Source organism: Kribbella sp. NPDC050241, from assembly GCF_044459685.1.
Taxonomy (GTDB): Bacteria; Actinomycetota; Actinomycetes; order Propionibacteriales; family Kribbellaceae; genus Kribbella.
This window is the reverse complement of sequence record NZ_JBITJE010000011.1, coordinates 190,438-204,677: the sequence shown is the minus strand read 5'-3', so window position 1 is coordinate 204,677 and position 14,240 is coordinate 190,438. Positions and strand designations below refer to the sequence as shown.

12 protein-coding genes and 1 pseudogene are annotated in these 14,240 nt (G+C 66.5%); 10 read left to right on the top strand and 3 right to left on the bottom strand.

Going from position 1 to position 14,240, the window contains the following annotated elements; genetic code table 11:
- The 6 genes and pseudogenes from ACIBG5_RS36415 to ACIBG5_RS36390 all read left to right on the top strand — a co-directional run.
- Positions 1–189, top strand: a pseudogene (locus ACIBG5_RS36415) (sugar ABC transporter substrate-binding protein); the annotation flags it as partial.
- Positions 186–1,148: a carbohydrate ABC transporter permease gene (locus ACIBG5_RS36410; protein ID WP_396396203.1), complete on the top strand. Its 963-nt coding sequence runs from the start codon at positions 186–188 to the stop codon at positions 1,146–1,148. The pseudogene ACIBG5_RS36415 and the gene ACIBG5_RS36410, both read left to right, overlap by 4 nt.
- Positions 1,145–1,969: a carbohydrate ABC transporter permease gene (locus ACIBG5_RS36405; protein WP_396396202.1), complete on the top strand. Its 825-nt coding sequence runs from the start codon at positions 1,145–1,147 to the stop codon at positions 1,967–1,969. The genes ACIBG5_RS36410 and ACIBG5_RS36405 overlap by 4 nt, the downstream gene beginning before the upstream one ends.
- Before the next feature lie 24 nt (positions 1,970–1,993).
- A complete protein-coding gene (locus ACIBG5_RS36400) occupies positions 1,994–3,052 on the top strand; it encodes a glycosidase (protein WP_396396201.1) in 1,059 nt (352 codons plus the stop codon).
- Between the two features lie 102 nt (positions 3,053–3,154).
- Positions 3,155–3,874: a hypothetical protein gene (locus ACIBG5_RS36395; protein WP_396396200.1), complete on the top strand. Its 720-nt coding sequence runs from the start codon at positions 3,155–3,157 to the stop codon at positions 3,872–3,874.
- 40 nt (positions 3,875–3,914) lie between these two features.
- Positions 3,915–4,502, top strand: coding sequence for a hypothetical protein (locus tag ACIBG5_RS36390; RefSeq protein WP_396396199.1), 588 nt, complete (start codon positions 3,915–3,917; stop codon positions 4,500–4,502).
- A 76-nt stretch (positions 4,503–4,578) separates the two neighbouring features.
- On the opposite strand, the gene ACIBG5_RS36385 is transcribed toward ACIBG5_RS36390, so the two are convergent.
- Entirely contained in the window at positions 4,579–5,418 is an 840-nt protein-coding gene (locus tag ACIBG5_RS36385; protein WP_396396198.1) for an alpha/beta hydrolase, read from the bottom strand.
- Positions 5,419–5,724: 306 nt separating this feature from the next.
- On the opposite strand from ACIBG5_RS36385, the gene ACIBG5_RS36380 reads away from it, so the two are divergent.
- Together ACIBG5_RS36380 and ACIBG5_RS36375 are read left to right on the top strand one after the other, a co-directional pair.
- Entirely contained in the window at positions 5,725–6,267 is a 543-nt protein-coding gene (locus tag ACIBG5_RS36380; protein ID WP_396396196.1) for a hypothetical protein, read from the top strand.
- Between the two features lie 17 nt (positions 6,268–6,284).
- On the top strand, positions 6,285–7,478 hold the full coding sequence (locus ACIBG5_RS36375) for a low temperature requirement protein A (protein WP_396396195.1): 1,194 nt from the start codon (positions 6,285–6,287) through the stop codon (positions 7,476–7,478).
- Between the two features lie 4 nt (positions 7,479–7,482).
- Here the strand turns inward: ACIBG5_RS36375 and ACIBG5_RS36370 are convergent, their stop codons facing one another.
- The gene (locus ACIBG5_RS36370; RefSeq protein WP_396396193.1) at positions 7,483–8,871 is read right to left on the bottom strand and encodes an SIR2 family protein; all 1,389 of its coding nucleotides are present in this window, start codon (positions 8,869–8,871) and stop codon (positions 7,483–7,485) included.
- A 208-nt stretch (positions 8,872–9,079) separates the two neighbouring features.
- Here ACIBG5_RS36370 and ACIBG5_RS36365 point away from each other — a divergent pair, with 208 nt between their 5' ends.
- Positions 9,080–11,860 carry an AAA family ATPase gene (locus ACIBG5_RS36365; RefSeq protein ID WP_396396191.1) on the top strand — a complete coding sequence of 927 codons (2,781 nt, stop codon included), beginning with the start codon at positions 9,080–9,082 and terminating at the stop codon, positions 11,858–11,860.
- A gap of 21 nt (positions 11,861–11,881) precedes the next feature.
- Here ACIBG5_RS36365 and ACIBG5_RS36360 read toward each other — a convergent pair whose 3' ends face one another.
- Positions 11,882–12,952, bottom strand: a complete 1,071-nt coding sequence (locus tag ACIBG5_RS36360) for a ferritin-like protein (RefSeq protein ID WP_396396189.1) — start codon at positions 12,950–12,952, stop codon at positions 11,882–11,884.
- 585 nt (positions 12,953–13,537) lie between these two features.
- On the opposite strand from ACIBG5_RS36360, the gene ACIBG5_RS36355 reads away from it, so the two are divergent.
- The gene (locus tag ACIBG5_RS36355) at positions 13,538–14,122 is read left to right on the top strand and encodes an NAD-dependent epimerase/dehydratase family protein (RefSeq protein ID WP_396396187.1); all 585 of its coding nucleotides are present in this window, start codon (positions 13,538–13,540) and stop codon (positions 14,120–14,122) included.
- Positions 14,123–14,240 lie beyond the last annotated feature (118 nt).

Sequence of the window (14,240 nt, the reverse complement as noted above, 5' to 3'; positions counted from 1 at the left end):
CCTGACTACAAGGTGTTCGCCGACCAGGCAGCCCGCACGGTCGAGGTGCCGAACGTGGCGAACTCGATCACCATCTGGCAGACCTTCCGCGACGCGTACTCCAAGTCGGTCATCTTCGGCCATGAGGACGCCGCATCGGCCCTCGACGGCGCCGTCCGGACGATCGATCAGCTCGCCTCGAAGCCATGAGTCTGCTGCGCAGTACCTCGGCCGGCAGGAGATCTGTCGGTAGGAGCCCGGGTGGCAGGCCTTCCGTAAGGTCCCTGTTCGGCCGGATCCTCGGCAACCAACCGATCGGTACTGCGTTCGTCACCCCGTACCTCGTCTTCCTTGCGGCGATCTTCGCCTATCCGCTGGGCTTCGCTGTGTACATGTCCTTTCACGACTACTTCTTCACCGCGCCGGGCGCGATCGTGGAACGGCCGTTCGTGGGACTCGACAACTACACAGCGGTGCTGTCGGACCCCGCGGTGCGCCGGGCCTTCGGCAACGTCGGGATCTTCCTGCTGATCAACGTGCCGCTGACGGTCGTGCTGTCGCTGGTGCTGGCGAACGCGTTGAACGCGGCGATCCGGTGGCGGACGTTCTTCCGGGTGAGCTACTACGTTCCCTATGTGGCGGCGAGCGTCGCCGTGGTCGGGGTGTGGCTGTTCCTGTTCAACGGCAACGGGTTGGTCAACTCCGTCCTCGGTCCGCTCGCCCCTGATCCGTCCTGGCTGGTGAGCTCGAAGCTGGCGATGCCGACGGTCGCGATCTACGTGACCTGGAAACAGTTGGGCTTCTTCATCCTGCTGTATCTGGCCGCCCTGCAGAACGTGTCGAAGGATCTGTACGAGGCGGCATCGGTGGACGGCGCCGGGCGGTGGAAGTCCTTCTGGAGTGTCACCGTTCCCGGAGTGCGGCCCGCCACAACACTGGTCGTCCTGCTGGCGACGGTCACCGGGGCGAACCTTTTCACCGAGCCCTATCTGCTCACCGGTGGCGGCGGGCCTGACGGAGCCTCCGCTTCGCCGGTACTGGTGATGTACCAACGCGGCATCGAGCAGGGCAATCCAGATGTCGGCTCGGCGATCGGCGTACTGCTGGTGATCGGCGTGCTGCTTCTGGCTCTGCTCGAACGCCGGTTCGTAGGGCGGGAGGATCGATGAAGAGCCCGTGGCGATTCCTGGCCCTACTGGTCGGCGCCTTCGTCTTCCTGTTCCCCTTCTACTACATGCTGGTCGGCAGCCTGCAGGCCGAACCGGATCCCAGCGTCAAGGGCGCCTTCCCCTCGCCGGCGAATCTGACCGGCCGGAACTATGCCGAGATCGACACCGCGATCAACCTGGGCAGATCCCTGCTGAACTCGGGAATCTTCACCGGCGGGGTCATTCTCGGGACGCTCGTTTTCGGCGTTCTCGCGGGCTACGCGCTGGCCCGGCTGCAGTTCCGCGGCCGGGGTGCGGTGTTCGGCCTGATGCTGCTGGTTCAGGTGATCCCGTTCCAGCTGCTGACCATCCCGCTGTACGTGATGATCGTGCGCAGCTACGGGCTGGCCGACTCCTACCTCGGCATGATCGCGCCGTTCGCGATCAACTCCACGGCGGTGTTCGTCTTCCGCCAGTACTTCCTGCAACTGCCGCAGGAGCTGTTCGACGCGGCCCGGATCGACGGCGCGAGCGAGCTGAACATCCTGTGGCGGGTCGCCCTCCCGTTGGTCAAACCCGCCCTGCTGACCGGAGTGCTGATCACGTTCATCGGTCCGTGGAACGAGTTTCTGTGGCCGTTCCTGATCACCAAGCAGCAGGATCTGCAGCCGCTCGCGGTGTCCCTGTCGAACTACCTGACCACCGTGTCGGCGCGCGCGGCGAACCCGTTCGGCGCAGTCCTCGCGGGGGCTTGCGTACTGGCCGCTCCAGCTGTGGGTCTGTTCACAGTCTTCCAGCGCCGCTTCATCTCCCAGGGCATCGAGTCCGGGATCAAGGGCTGACCATCCGAGAAGGGCTTTGCTGCTGTGACTATTTCCTACACCCTGAACCGCGTCGGCGTTCTGATGACGCCCGAACCCGGCAACGACCTCGAGGTCGAAGGGGTGCTGAACCCCGCTACCGGCCATACGCCGGACGGCACGCTGTATCTGCTGCCCCGGCTGGTTGCGTCTGGCAACGTGTCACGGGTCGGGCTGGCGAAGGTCGAGCTCACTGATGGTGTACCGACCGGTGTTTCCCGCGAGGGGATCGTACTCGCTCCCGACGAGGGCTGGGAGCGCGGCCTGAACAACGCCGGTGTCGAGGATCCACGAGTGACCTGGATCCCGTCGCTGGGCAGGCACGTGATGACGTACGTCGCGTACGGGCCGCTCGGGCCGAGGCCAGCACTCGCGGTGTCATCGGACCTGCGGAACTGGGAGCGGCTGGGACCGCTGCACTTCGAGTACCAACCTTCGTTGGACACCGACCTGAACTTGTTCCCGAACAAGGACACGGTGTTCTTCCCCGAACCGGTGCCCGGGCCGGACGGCGAACCGTCGTACGCGATGCTCCATCGGCCGATGTGGGATCTCGGCTGGTTCCGCGAGGGGGAGGGCGTGCACCTGCCGGCCGGGATCACTGACGCCCGGCCGGGTATCTGGGTGTCCCTCGTGCCCGTCTCGATGGTGGAGGACGACGTACGGAACCTGGTGCATCTGCGGAGTCACCGGTTGGTGGCGATGTCGGAGCATCCGTTCGAGGAGGTCAAGATCGGCGCCGGCCCGGCGCCGCTGCGGGTACCCGAGGGGTGGCTGGTGATTCACCACGGCGTGACCGGGGAGCAGCCGCATGGCTTCGACCCGGCAACGCAGAAGGTTGTCTACGCGGCCGGGGCACTGCTGCTCGACGCATCTGATGTGACCAAGGTCCTGGACCGCACCGCCGAACCGATCCTCGTACCGGAAACCGACGAAGAACGGACCGGGACCGTCTCCAATGTGGTGTTCCCGACCGCCATCGAGCAGGTCGGCGGCGTGCACTACGTGTTCTACGGCATGGCCGACTCCAAGATCGGCGTAGCCAGGCTGGACCGGTCCTCATGATCGCCTCGCTCTGGATTTCGCGCAGCAGCGCCAACGATCTGGCGACCAACATCGACTGGCAGGAACGTGGCCAGCTCACCGAGAAGCTAAGGACCAACAGCCATGCGAGACCTCACAAGCCTGATCAAGGCGTACGACATCCGCGGCACCGTGCCGGACCAACTCGACGCCCGACTCACCTACCAGATCGGCGCCGCCTTCGCACACCTGAGTGGAGCGGACCTGATCGCGGTCGGACACGACATGCGAGTGTCGTCACCCGAACTGGCTGACGCCTTCGCAGCCGGCATCACCAGCCGCGGCATCGACGTGCTCGCAATCGGGCTGGCCTCCACTGATCTGCTGTACTTCGCCTCCGGGTCACGTGACGTGCCCGGCGCAATGATCACCGCCAGTCACAACCCACCTGCCTACAACGGCATCAAACTCTGCCGCGCCGGAGCGAGACCCGTCGGGCAGGACACCGGCCTCACCGAAATCAGGACCCTGCTGGCGACCGGACTGCCGACGTACGACGGACCGGCCGGAGCCTCGCAGTCCGGGGACCTGTTGCCCTCGTACGCCAAGTACCTTCACAGCCTCGTCAGTCTCGTCAGCAGCCGCCGGTTGAAGATCGTCATCGATGCCGGCAACGGAATGGCTGGACACACTGCCCCCGTCGTGCTCGACGATCCCGCCCTTGACATCGTGCCGCTCTACTTCGATCTCGATGGCACCTTCCCCAATCACGAGGCCAACCCGCTGAACCCGGCCAACCTGGTCGACCTGCGCGCTGCGGTTTCGACTGCACCACGCCGATGCCGGCCTCGCCTTCGACGGTGACGCCGATCGGTGCTTCTTCGTCGATGAGAACGGTGACACCGTGTCTCCCAACAACGTCATCAGCCTCATCGCCGCGCGGGAACTCGCCGGGCACCCCGGCTCCGCGATCGTCTACAACGTCGTCGCCAGCAAAGCTGTCGCCGAGCAGATCACCGAGCGCGGTGGCACACCCGTCCGCAGCCGAGTCGGACACTCATTCATCAAGCAGGCCATGGCCGACCACGACGCGGTATTTGGCGGCGAACACTCCGGCCACTACTACTTCAGCCGGTTCTGGCGCGCCGACACCGGCATGTTGGCGGCCCTCCACGTGCTGGCGGCCCTGGGGGAGACCGACCAGCCGCTGTCGGTGCTGGCAGCCCAGTCCTCCCGATACGCTGACAGCGGCGAGATCAACCGTACGATCGCCGATGTCCCTGCTGGTCTGGACCGAGTCGAAACGCACTACGCAGCACACGGCGCGACGGTCGACCGACTGGATGGCTTGACCATCACCCTGCCCGACGGAGCGTGGTTCAATCTGCGCCCCTCCAACACTGAATCGTTGCTCCGCCTCAACGTCGAAGCAACCGACCACGACAGCATGAACCAGCTCCGCCAAGACGTAATGACGTTTTTGGACCAGTGAACCCAGACCGACTGGCCAGGCCTCAGGAGAGGCCTGGCCAGTGAGCTGCTCCGCTGAGGTGGCGCGGAGCTCGCGGTCACCTCACTTGGGTTGAGCTCACCGCGTGTTCGATGAGCGCGGTGAAGCGTGATGCCAGCCGGGTGATTCCGCCGACGTGACTGGCGGTGGGGAATTCGACGACGGTTGCGCCGACGTGTGCCGCCATCGAGCGTTCTTCGGCCGGGTCGATCATGCGGTCCTGTCCGGACACGGCGTACCAGGACGGGACGTTGTGCCAGCCGACCGGGCCGGAGGGTGTTCCGACGATCGAGAAGTTGAGCGGCCGCTGGGCGGCGTTCAACACGGCTGCCTGTCGTTTGCTGAGGTCTTGAGCGAAGTACTGATGGAAGAAGGCCGGGTCGATGAACGCCGGCGAAGCGAACGGTTCGCCGGTGAAGATCAGGTGCCCGAAGGCCTCCGACGGGATGAAGTCGGCGCCGAGGCTGGCGATCGAGTCGCCCTCGTCAGGTACCAGGGCGGCCGCGTAGACGAACGCCGAGATGTCCGTGCGGCCGTGCGAGGCCCCGGCGGTGACGATGCCGCCGTACGAGTGCGATACAAGCACCTTTCTGCCCGAGATCTTGTTCAGCGCCGTACTCACGATCGCAACGTCCTCGGTGACGCTGTTGAGGCCGAGCTCGGGGGTCACGGTGCGGTAGCCATCGTCCTTGAGCTGCCGAGTGACCTTGTCCCAGCTCGTACTGTCGGCCCAGGCGCCATGGACGAGCACGATCGTCGGCTTGGTGGTGTGCGCCTCGGCCGGCACCGTGAGTGACACGCCGGCGGTCAGGACGGCCAGTACGGCGGCCCCGAGCGCAGCGATTCTTCGGCGGTGGCGTCGGGGAGTGGTGGTATCGGATGTGGGATGGGTCCTCATGGAGTTCTCCTAATGCGGTGAGTTCGTTGGTGTTGGGATGCCGCCACTCTGGTTGTGAGAGCAGTCGCAGGGCGCCCGCGTAGTCCCGGGTCGATGCCCGGGTCGCCCGCCCGGGACGTCACCCGGTGCCGGGATGTGCTGATCCACTCGCCGCGGTCCGTCGTTCGCCCCCGGCCTCAGACCCGGGGGGTGGCTGGGGTACTCACAGGCGCGTGCCCATCTGCTCGGCTCCGACAGTTGAACTGCCTGGACCAGAGGCACTGATCGAAGTCCCGAGACCTGTTGATCGAGAGGGGTGGCGCGCTGATGACCTGGACCCCCACCATTCAGTCCTGCGACTCCTATCTGGACGATCGCACCGGCAAGTACGAGTTCCGTGCCGTCCGGTACCGCGCTGCCGCCGACTGGCTGACAGCGAGCGGCCTCACCCATGACATGACCGTCGTGGACGTCGGCGCGGGCATGACCGAACTGGACTACTGCCTACGCGCGGAGTACGGGTGGCGAGGCCGGTACATCCCCGTGGACGGCGGCATCGATGGCGTCAATCTGAACGACTGGACGCCACCACGGGAGGCGCATTTCTTCGTCGCCCTGGAGATCATCGAGCACCTGTCCAATTGGCGCGACCTGATCGAGCGGATGCAGGAGAAGGCGCTCATCGGCGTTGTCATGTCGACGCCGAATCCGCGCACCACGGACGTGATCGGCATGGACCCGACGCACGTGGTCGAGGTCTTCTCCGCAGATCTGGAGCCCTATGCGTTCCAGATCTCGGAGCAGACGTTCTACGGCGGCGTGCTTTCAAACGGAGAGCCGGACGCGCTTTTCGCGACCTGGCGCCACTGACCTGAGCATGCGAGCCGATGACGTTACCCACCGCTGCGCTGGCGAAGTCTCGCCTCGTCCCGATGCGGCCACGCGACCCCAACGAGCCCGGCCGGACCGCCTCATCGCTGGAACTGTTCTTCGACCTGGTCTTCGTCGTGGCCGTCAGCATCGCGGCGGCCGAGCTCCATCACGCCTTCACCGATGCCCACATCATCGACGGCCTGATCGCCTACAGCGTGGTGTTCTTCGGCATCTGGTGGGCCTGGATGAACTTCACCTGGTTCGCCACCTCCTTCGCCACCGACGACTGGCTCTACCGGGTTCTCACCATCGTCCAAATGGGCGGCGTACTGGTCCTGGCCGCCGGCATCGAACCCGTCTTCGCCGACCACGACTACACCGTGCTCGTCCTGAGCTACGGTGTCATGCGCGTCGCGATGGTCACCCAGTGGCTTCGCGCCTCCCGGTCCGCAGGACAAAGCCGACGCGCCACCCAGATCTACGCCGGTGGCATCGCGACCGTACAGGCCCTCTGGCTGCTCGAGCTGCTCCTGACGGGCCACGTGTCGTCCGTCGCATTGCTCATACTCATCGCGGCCGAGATCGCCATCCCCATCGTGGCCGAGAGACAGGGCACAACACCGTGGCACCCACACCACATCACGGAACGCTACGGCCTGTTCACCCTCATCCTGCTCGGTGAAAGCCTCCTCGCCTCGGCCAATGCCATCATTGAGGCCCTGCACGACGACCAAGCCCTCGGTCCACTCATCTCGATCGCGGTGCTCACCCTCGTAGTCACCGCCGCTCTGTGGTGGATGTATTTCTGGCCACCACATCACCGAGCCATCAGCTCCTTCGGCAGCTCTCTGCGCTACGGCTACGTTCACTACTTCGTCTTCGCCGCGGCCGGCGCCTTGTCGGCGGGCGTTGAAGTCGAGATCGACGTCTTGACCCACCACAGCAAACTCGGGGAAGTCGCCGCCTCCTTCACCGTCACTGTCCCGATCGCGATCTTTGTCTTCGGCATCTGGTGGATCGCTCTCCGCGGAGCCGCCGACCGCGTCGTCAACGCAGTCGTCCCCCTGGCAGTCGTCCTCATCCTCCTCGACGCGATACTCCCGATTCCCTTCGCGATCACTGCCGTCGTCATGACCTTGCTCGTCGCTGTCCTCGTCCTGCACCCACCCGTGCCAGAGCATGCGCTCGAGGTCGTGCGCCAACGCTGAGGGCCTAGGTTCTGGGGCGGCACATCGCCTGGTCGATCGCGGTGATCGCGGCCATCACGGCTACGTCTGGATCGGGGTCGGCCAGGTTGTGCCAGACCTGGGGATCGCACGGGCGGCCGCCAAGGTCCGGAGGCGTGGCCGAGCTGTCCCAAACGGCGCGTGCGGTCGCGCCACTCGAGGCGAGGGGGATGACGCTCACGCCGTGCTCGAGAGCCAGTCGCACCTCCTCGCTGGTGCCGCTTCCTCCGCAGATGACAAGTAGTGCGCGGCAGTTGTCGAGGACGCTGCCGACGAGTTCTTCCCGCTCGAGGTCGGTGAAGATCGCCGTGCCGAAGTGCGTGTCCATCAATGGCGTCTGCTCTCCGGGATTCTTGCGGAAGTAGATGCGGAACCGGTCGGGCGTGTAGCGACCATTGGCTCGCAGGAGCTCGGCGAGCCGGCTCGTCACACCCCATCCCGCCGGTCCGCCGAGCGTGGCGAGCTGCCATGACGGAGGACGAGCGGTGAGCGCGACCGCGAGCTTGTCGTACCACGGTTTCAGCTGTGAGTTGTCGCCACTCCCGCTGACGAACAGGCGTTCGGGCCGGGTTCGGGTGGTGATTGCGTGCAGCATCGGGGTGAGTTCGCCGAAGTCGCTGATCTCGCAAACATGCACACCGCTGTTCTCCAGGTCGCTGACCCGCAGCTCGTGGAGTTGGATGTCCTTGGGGTCGACCGGTCGACGCAGAGCGGTGAGGTGCCGGTCAGCGGCTGTGGTGCCGTATCGACGGGCGAGTCGCAGCAGGACGTCGATGTTGGGGTCAGCGAAGCTGAAACCGAGGAAGAGCATGGTGCGGGTGAGGTACGACGCTCGTAGGAGTGCCCACATCCGGGGATGAGTGTCCTCGTACTGCTCGAAGTCGCTGCGGGTGATCACCGGCGGGGCGATCCAGACCGATGGGGTGTCGAGACTGAGGCTGCCGTGCATCTTGATGATCGTCCGGCGCCCGGTGCCGATGTCGAGAGCATCGTTGTCATGAGCGGCGACGCTGGCATCGGGAGCTGCCGCTTCCAGGAGCGAGTCGAAGTTGGTTGTCCAGATCTCGTCGATCGGGAGCTTCGCGATCAGGCGATGACTCTCCGCTGGTGTCCGATATGGCGACAGCACGTTGCGCAGGTGGGTCTCCAACGCCGGCCGCCGACCGGGACCGTTCTGCTCGTAGTACTCGGCGAGCAGCGGTAGATCAGCGAACTCTCCCGCTACGCCGATCTCGGCGGCGAGCGGGCCGAGGAGGTCGCTCCAGGTCGGCAGTCCGGCCGCCGCGGACAGGCCGGCGCCCACGAACAGCGAGGCGACGCCGGCATCGACAGCGCCGCCGAAGATCCCTACGAGCTCGTACCGGTCGATGGTCACCCGACCAGCGTGACACGTCCGGCCCGCGCTCGTTCCACTCCGAGGATTCTGGAGCGTTCGTGCCACCAGCCGTTGTGCTGCCCGTGTGAGACAATCCGGCGGAGGTTCCCACCCGATCCGGCGCGTGTTTCCCGAAACGATGACGTGAGTCGTCGAGGCCGCCTGGGGAGACGTCGACCTCACCTGGAGGCTCGATGGGCACGAGAGCATGTGTTTCCTCCGGTTCCAGGTCGTCGTCGTGACGTCACACCGGCTGCCCATAGAGCTCCGCGGCAGGCAGAGCGAGTGCGCGACCCTTGACGCCCTCGTGGGCAAAGTGCGCGCCGGCGCGAGCCAGGTCCTGGTGCTGCGCGGCGAGGCAGGCGTCGGCAAGACAGCTCTGCTGGATTACCTGGCGAGTGGGCTTCGGCCGAGCTGCCGGCTCGCACGAGCGGCGGGTGTCGAGGCCGCAGTGCAGTTGCCCTTCTCCGGCTTGCATCAGTTGTGCGCGCCGATGCTGGACCATCTCGATCGCCTTGCCGGGCCGCAGCGTGCTGCGCTGTCCACTGCTTTCGGGATGCACATCGGGCCACCGCCGGACCGATTCCTGGTCGGACTGGCGGTGCTGAGCCTGCTCGCGGACGTGGCGGAGGAGCAGCCGCTGGTGTGTGTGATCGATGACGCGCAGTGGCTCGACCCCATCTCTGCCCAGACCCTCGCGTTCGTGGCACGTCGACAGCTGGCCGATCCGGTCGCGCTGGTCTTCGCGATGCGGGGCGAGCACGAGGACAGTGAACTGGCCGGGCAACCGTCGATGGACGTTCGAGGGCTGAGGGACGCCGATGCTCACGCGCTGCTCGACACCGTCCTGACGGGCGAGGTCGACCATCGCGTGCGCGAGGCGATCGTGGCCGAGACCCGCGGCAACCCGTTGGCGCTGCTGGAACTTCCGCGCGGTCTTTCGACGGCCGAGCTCAGTTTCGGGTTCGGTCTGGCGGACGCCGTTCCGTTGGAGACTCACCTGGAGCAGGGCTTCTCGGAGCGCTTGGCGGCACTTCCCGGTCCGACGCGCCTGTTCTTGCTTGCGGCTGCTCTCGAACCCGTCGGGGACCTGAGCATGCTCGGACGAGCCGTGCAGCGACTCGATGTCGACCTCGCAGCCTCGGCGCCGGCGGTGCAAGCGGGCCTGATCGAGCTGAGCGCGCGGGTTCGGTTCCGGCATCCGCTGGTGCGATCTGCCGTGGCTCGGGCCGCAGCGATGACCGACTGGCGAGCCGTGCACCTCGCCCTGGCAGAGGAGACCGATCCGGAGCTCGATCCCGACCGACGGGCGTGGCACCGGGCGCACGCGGCAGGCGGCCCCGATGAGGAGGTAGCCGTCGAATTGGAGAGGTCCGCAGATCGGGCGCAGGCCCGAGGAGGTCTGGCGGCACAGGCGGCATTTCTCGAACGTGCCATCGAACTGACCTGTGACCCTACTCGACGACCTGCCCGCATCCTGGCTGCCGCGAGGGCCTGGCACCAATCCGGCTCATCGGACGCGGCACTTGCGCTTCTGGCGGACCTCGAGGCCGCGCCGCTCGACGGGCCGACTCGCGCCCAGGTGGAGGTCCTCCGGGCCCAGATAGCGTTCTTCTCCAGCCATGGCCGCGACGCGCCGCCCTTGCTGCTGTCAGCCGCTCAGCGGATGGAAGCGTCGGACGAAGCTGCCGCCCGCGACATCTACCTCGATGCGTTGGCGGCGGGGCTCATGGTCGGACGTCTGGCCGGGGATGTGGGCGTTCGCGATGTCGCCCGGGCAGCCCGCGCCGTACCTCCATCGGCCGAGCGTCCAGCCGATCTGTTGCTGGACGGTATCGCGTCGCTGATGGTCGATGGATATGCGGAAGGCGTCCCACGACTGCGGCGTGCACTGAGCGCTTGGCGAACCGACGAGGTGTCGGACGCCGATGCGCTTCGCTGGCTATGGCTGGCCACTCATGCCGCCCATGACGTGTGGGACAACGAGAGCTGGGAGGTGATGTGCACACGCCACCTTGGCCTTGCGCGGCAAGCCGGAGCCCTGGCGGTGCTGCCGATCGCACTCAGCAGCCGCATGGGCCTGCATTTCTTCGCCGGCGAGTTTGCGGAGGCGGCTGCGCTGGTCGACGAGTTCTCAACGGTCAATGAGGTCATGGGCAATCATCTGCCGTCGTACGGCGCTCTGGCGCTCGCGGCGTGGCAGGGCCGGCCTGACATCGTCTCCGGGCTCACTCGATCCATCTCTGCGGAGGCCACAGCGCGAGGTGAGGGCATGGGACTCACCATCGTCGACTACTCATCGGCCGTTCTCCACAACGCTTTGGGGCGCTACCAGGAAGCGATGGCAGCAGCAGAGCGTGGAGCCGGATACCCCGACGAGCTCGGCTTCTCCACCTGGTCGCTGGTGGAACTCGTCGAGGCTTCCGCGCGAAGCGGCCACCCCGACCGCGCACGGGATGCACTCGAGTTGCTGATTCGGACAACGAGGGCCAGCGCCACCGACTGGGCTCTGGGAATCGAGGCCCGATGCCACGCACAGGTGAGCCGGGCAGACGCGGCCGAGGGCTACTACGTCGAGGCGGTCGAGCGGCTCGGCCAGACTCGCATGCGCGTCGAGCACGCCCGCGCTCAACTGCTCTACGGCGAGTGGTTGCGGCGGGAGAACCGTCGCCGCGATGCCCGCAGCCGCCTGAGGTCGGCGTACGACCTGCTCATCGAGATGGGCGCGGAGGCCTTCGCCGAACGGGCCCGTCGCGAACTGGTCGCCACCGGTGAGACGCTCCACAGGCGATCCGTCGGGGCTCGGGAGGAACTTACGGCGCAAGAGGCTCAGATCGCTCGACTGGCGGCTGAGGGGCGCACGAACCCCGAGATCGGTGCTGAGCTGTTCCTCAGCCCACGCACAGTCGAGTGGCACCTCGGCAAGGTCTTCGCCAAGCTCGGGATCGGCTCCCGCCGAGAACTCTCCGGCACACTCCTCAACGCGTAAGGCGGCCTCGCTCGGTGTGGCTCATCGGCGGAGCGCGGGTTCGACGTACTCGAAGGTCGGGCCGGCTGTTCGGCCGTCTCCGTCGGGCATCTCCATCAGGCTCAATGCCTGTGCTCTGAGTTGGTACATGGTGCCGACCGCTGCCCCGAGCATTTTCGGGCTGCCGTTGAACGCCTGATCCAGTGACTGGAGCAGTGCGCAGTACGTGCGGTTGAACTCTGCCTGGGCGATTCGGATCGGGTTGTCGAGGGGGTGGTCGGCCAGTCGCGGGTTGCGGCGCATCGGGTGGACGCCGCCGTAGTCAACCGGGAGAGCCTCACCGGTAGGCCCGGATCGTGGGGTGTCGCCGCACCGGTGGCGCCGACCCAGCTTGAGTTCCACGAAGCGGTAGTAGTGCGCAACCGCGTCCCGGTCGGGGTGGAAGATGTCCTGGTCGCCATCCCACACCTCGCCGCGGGGCGTGCCCTCGCCCTGCTCGACGATCTCCGTCAGCGCCACGAGGGCAGTGTCGAGATCCTCGACCTGGGGCAGTCGTCCGGCGGTGTGGCTGAAGTGGTCCGCCGTGACCTGGCGAGCCGGGTCGCCGGAGAAGACCTCCTGCTCGCCGAGTTGGGCACAGACGCGGTGCAGGCCTTGTTCGATCGCGTCGTAGAACTGCCCGATCGTCTCGTAGTCGTCGCCCTCGGCCGGTGCACCGGGCGGTGCGGGCTGTTCGAGGCGGAGGAACATCTCGAGTGCCTCCGGTCCGAAGGGAACCAATGAGATCTCCAGCGAACGGTCGCCGTGGGGCAGGCGCTGGGGGTAGCCGGGCAGCATCTCGGGCTTGTCCAGGCAGGGCTTCCCACCGATGGCATTGAGGAGGTTCGCGGCCAGTGCAAGGTGGATCATCTCCTCGACGAAGACGCTGCTCACCACTTGAACGGCATCGGCGTTCCGTTCCGGGTCCAGCGAGTAGAGCGCGCAGAGGTAGGGCGGCAGGGTGGCGTGCTCCAGTTCGATCGCCCACTGGAGGTGCTCGCGAAGGCTTTCCAGCGTCTCGATCCGTGCCCTCGGTGGCGCCCCGGCGATCCGTTGCTGTCCTGCGTGATTCATGAGTGCCTCACTTCGGCTGTCGACAGAGGTGGGTCCTTGAGTGCTGGCAAATCAACTGTCGGAGCCAGACAGGAGGGCGCGCGCCCGTGGGTACCCCGGCCACCCCCGGGTCTGAGATCCCGGTGGGGCATGGGCCTCAGCGACCCGGGCGTTGACCCGGCACTACGCGGGCGCCCGGGGCGCACCCTCCCGCCCAGAGTGGGTAACCGAACACGACCCGCACCGGGAGCGCCAACGCGCCCGGCACCACAGAAAGGGCGTCGCCATGACCGCCGATCCGCACATCCCCGCGGCCCTACTCGCACACCGCCGGCACGAGACAGCATGGATCGCACCCAGTCCCGGTGACCGCACATTCGATTTCGGCGAGACCTGCGCGAGGTGCGGACCCGGTACCCGGGCCCGCTTCAAGTGGGTGTTCTCGCAGATCAGCGACCTCACCCAAGAACACTGCGACCTGTATCTGTGCACTCACTGCTCGGCGACAGGCGAGCTTCGCCTACTCACCAGCAGCATCCTCCGAGTTGACTCCCACGACCTACTCGGCCCTTCGGTGTCCAGATGAGGCGACGGGTTGGAGAAGCCATGGCTTTCAGGATCTTTCTGGCTGGGGCGTCCGGTGTGATCGGGCAGCGGCTGATTCCCCGGCTGGTTCAGGAGGGGCACGTGGTCGGCGGCATGACGCGGTCGGCCGGCAAGACCGAGTTGCTGGGCAACCTCGGTGCCGAGGCGATTCTCTGTGATGTCTTCGACCGGGCGGCCCTGATCGAGGCGGTGGTCGGCTTCCGGCCGGACATCATCCTGAACCAGCTGACCGATCTGCCGGACGACGTGACGAAGATCGGCGACTACGCGGAGCGGAACGCCCGGATCCGGACCGAGGGCAACCAGAACCTGATCGAGGCGGCGCGGAAGAGCGGGTCGTCGAAGATCCTGGCTCAGAGCGTCGCCTGGCAGCTGCCCGACGGACCGGATGCCCTGGCTGTCGCAGAGCTCGAGGCCTCCGTTCTCGCCGAGGGCGGGGTCGTGCTGAGCTACGGACAGTTCTACGGACCCGGGACCTATAACGAGCAGCAGCCCGCGGACCCCCGGGTTCATATCGACCGAGCTGCCCAACGAACGGTGGAGGTGCTGGACGAGCCGACGGGCGTCGTCGTCATCATCGACTGAGCGACCGCGACCAACTCGGCCGACAAGCCACCAGGCGCAGCGGCCCACCGGCCTCGGCCTGCAAGTGCTTGTTGCCCCACAGCATGAGCGCGACGACCGCGGGAGGCAGCTCGCTGCC

Bases quoted from the DNA above. Each gene is read 5' to 3' on its own strand.
- ACIBG5_RS36405 (WP_396396202.1), top strand. From the start codon at position 1,145: ATGAAGAGCCCGTGGCGATTCCTGGCCCTACTGGTCGGCGCCTTCGTC.
- ACIBG5_RS36385 (WP_396396198.1), bottom strand. From the start codon at position 5,418: ATGAGGACCCATCCCACATCCGATACCACCACTCCCCGACGCCACCGC.
- ACIBG5_RS36360 (WP_396396189.1), bottom strand. From the start codon at position 12,952: ATGAATCACGCAGGACAGCAACGGATCGCCGGGGCGCCACCGAGGGCA.
- ACIBG5_RS36395 (WP_396396200.1), top strand. From the start codon at position 3,155: ATGCGAGACCTCACAAGCCTGATCAAGGCGTACGACATCCGCGGCACC.
- ACIBG5_RS36380 (WP_396396196.1), top strand. From the start codon at position 5,725: ATGACCTGGACCCCCACCATTCAGTCCTGCGACTCCTATCTGGACGAT.
- ACIBG5_RS36355 (WP_396396187.1), top strand. From the start codon at position 13,538: ATGGCTTTCAGGATCTTTCTGGCTGGGGCGTCCGGTGTGATCGGGCAG.
- ACIBG5_RS36410 (WP_396396203.1), top strand. From the start codon at position 186: ATGAGTCTGCTGCGCAGTACCTCGGCCGGCAGGAGATCTGTCGGTAGG.
- ACIBG5_RS36365 (WP_396396191.1), top strand. From the start codon at position 9,080: ATGTGTTTCCTCCGGTTCCAGGTCGTCGTCGTGACGTCACACCGGCTG.
- ACIBG5_RS36375 (WP_396396195.1), top strand. From the start codon at position 6,285: ATGACGTTACCCACCGCTGCGCTGGCGAAGTCTCGCCTCGTCCCGATG.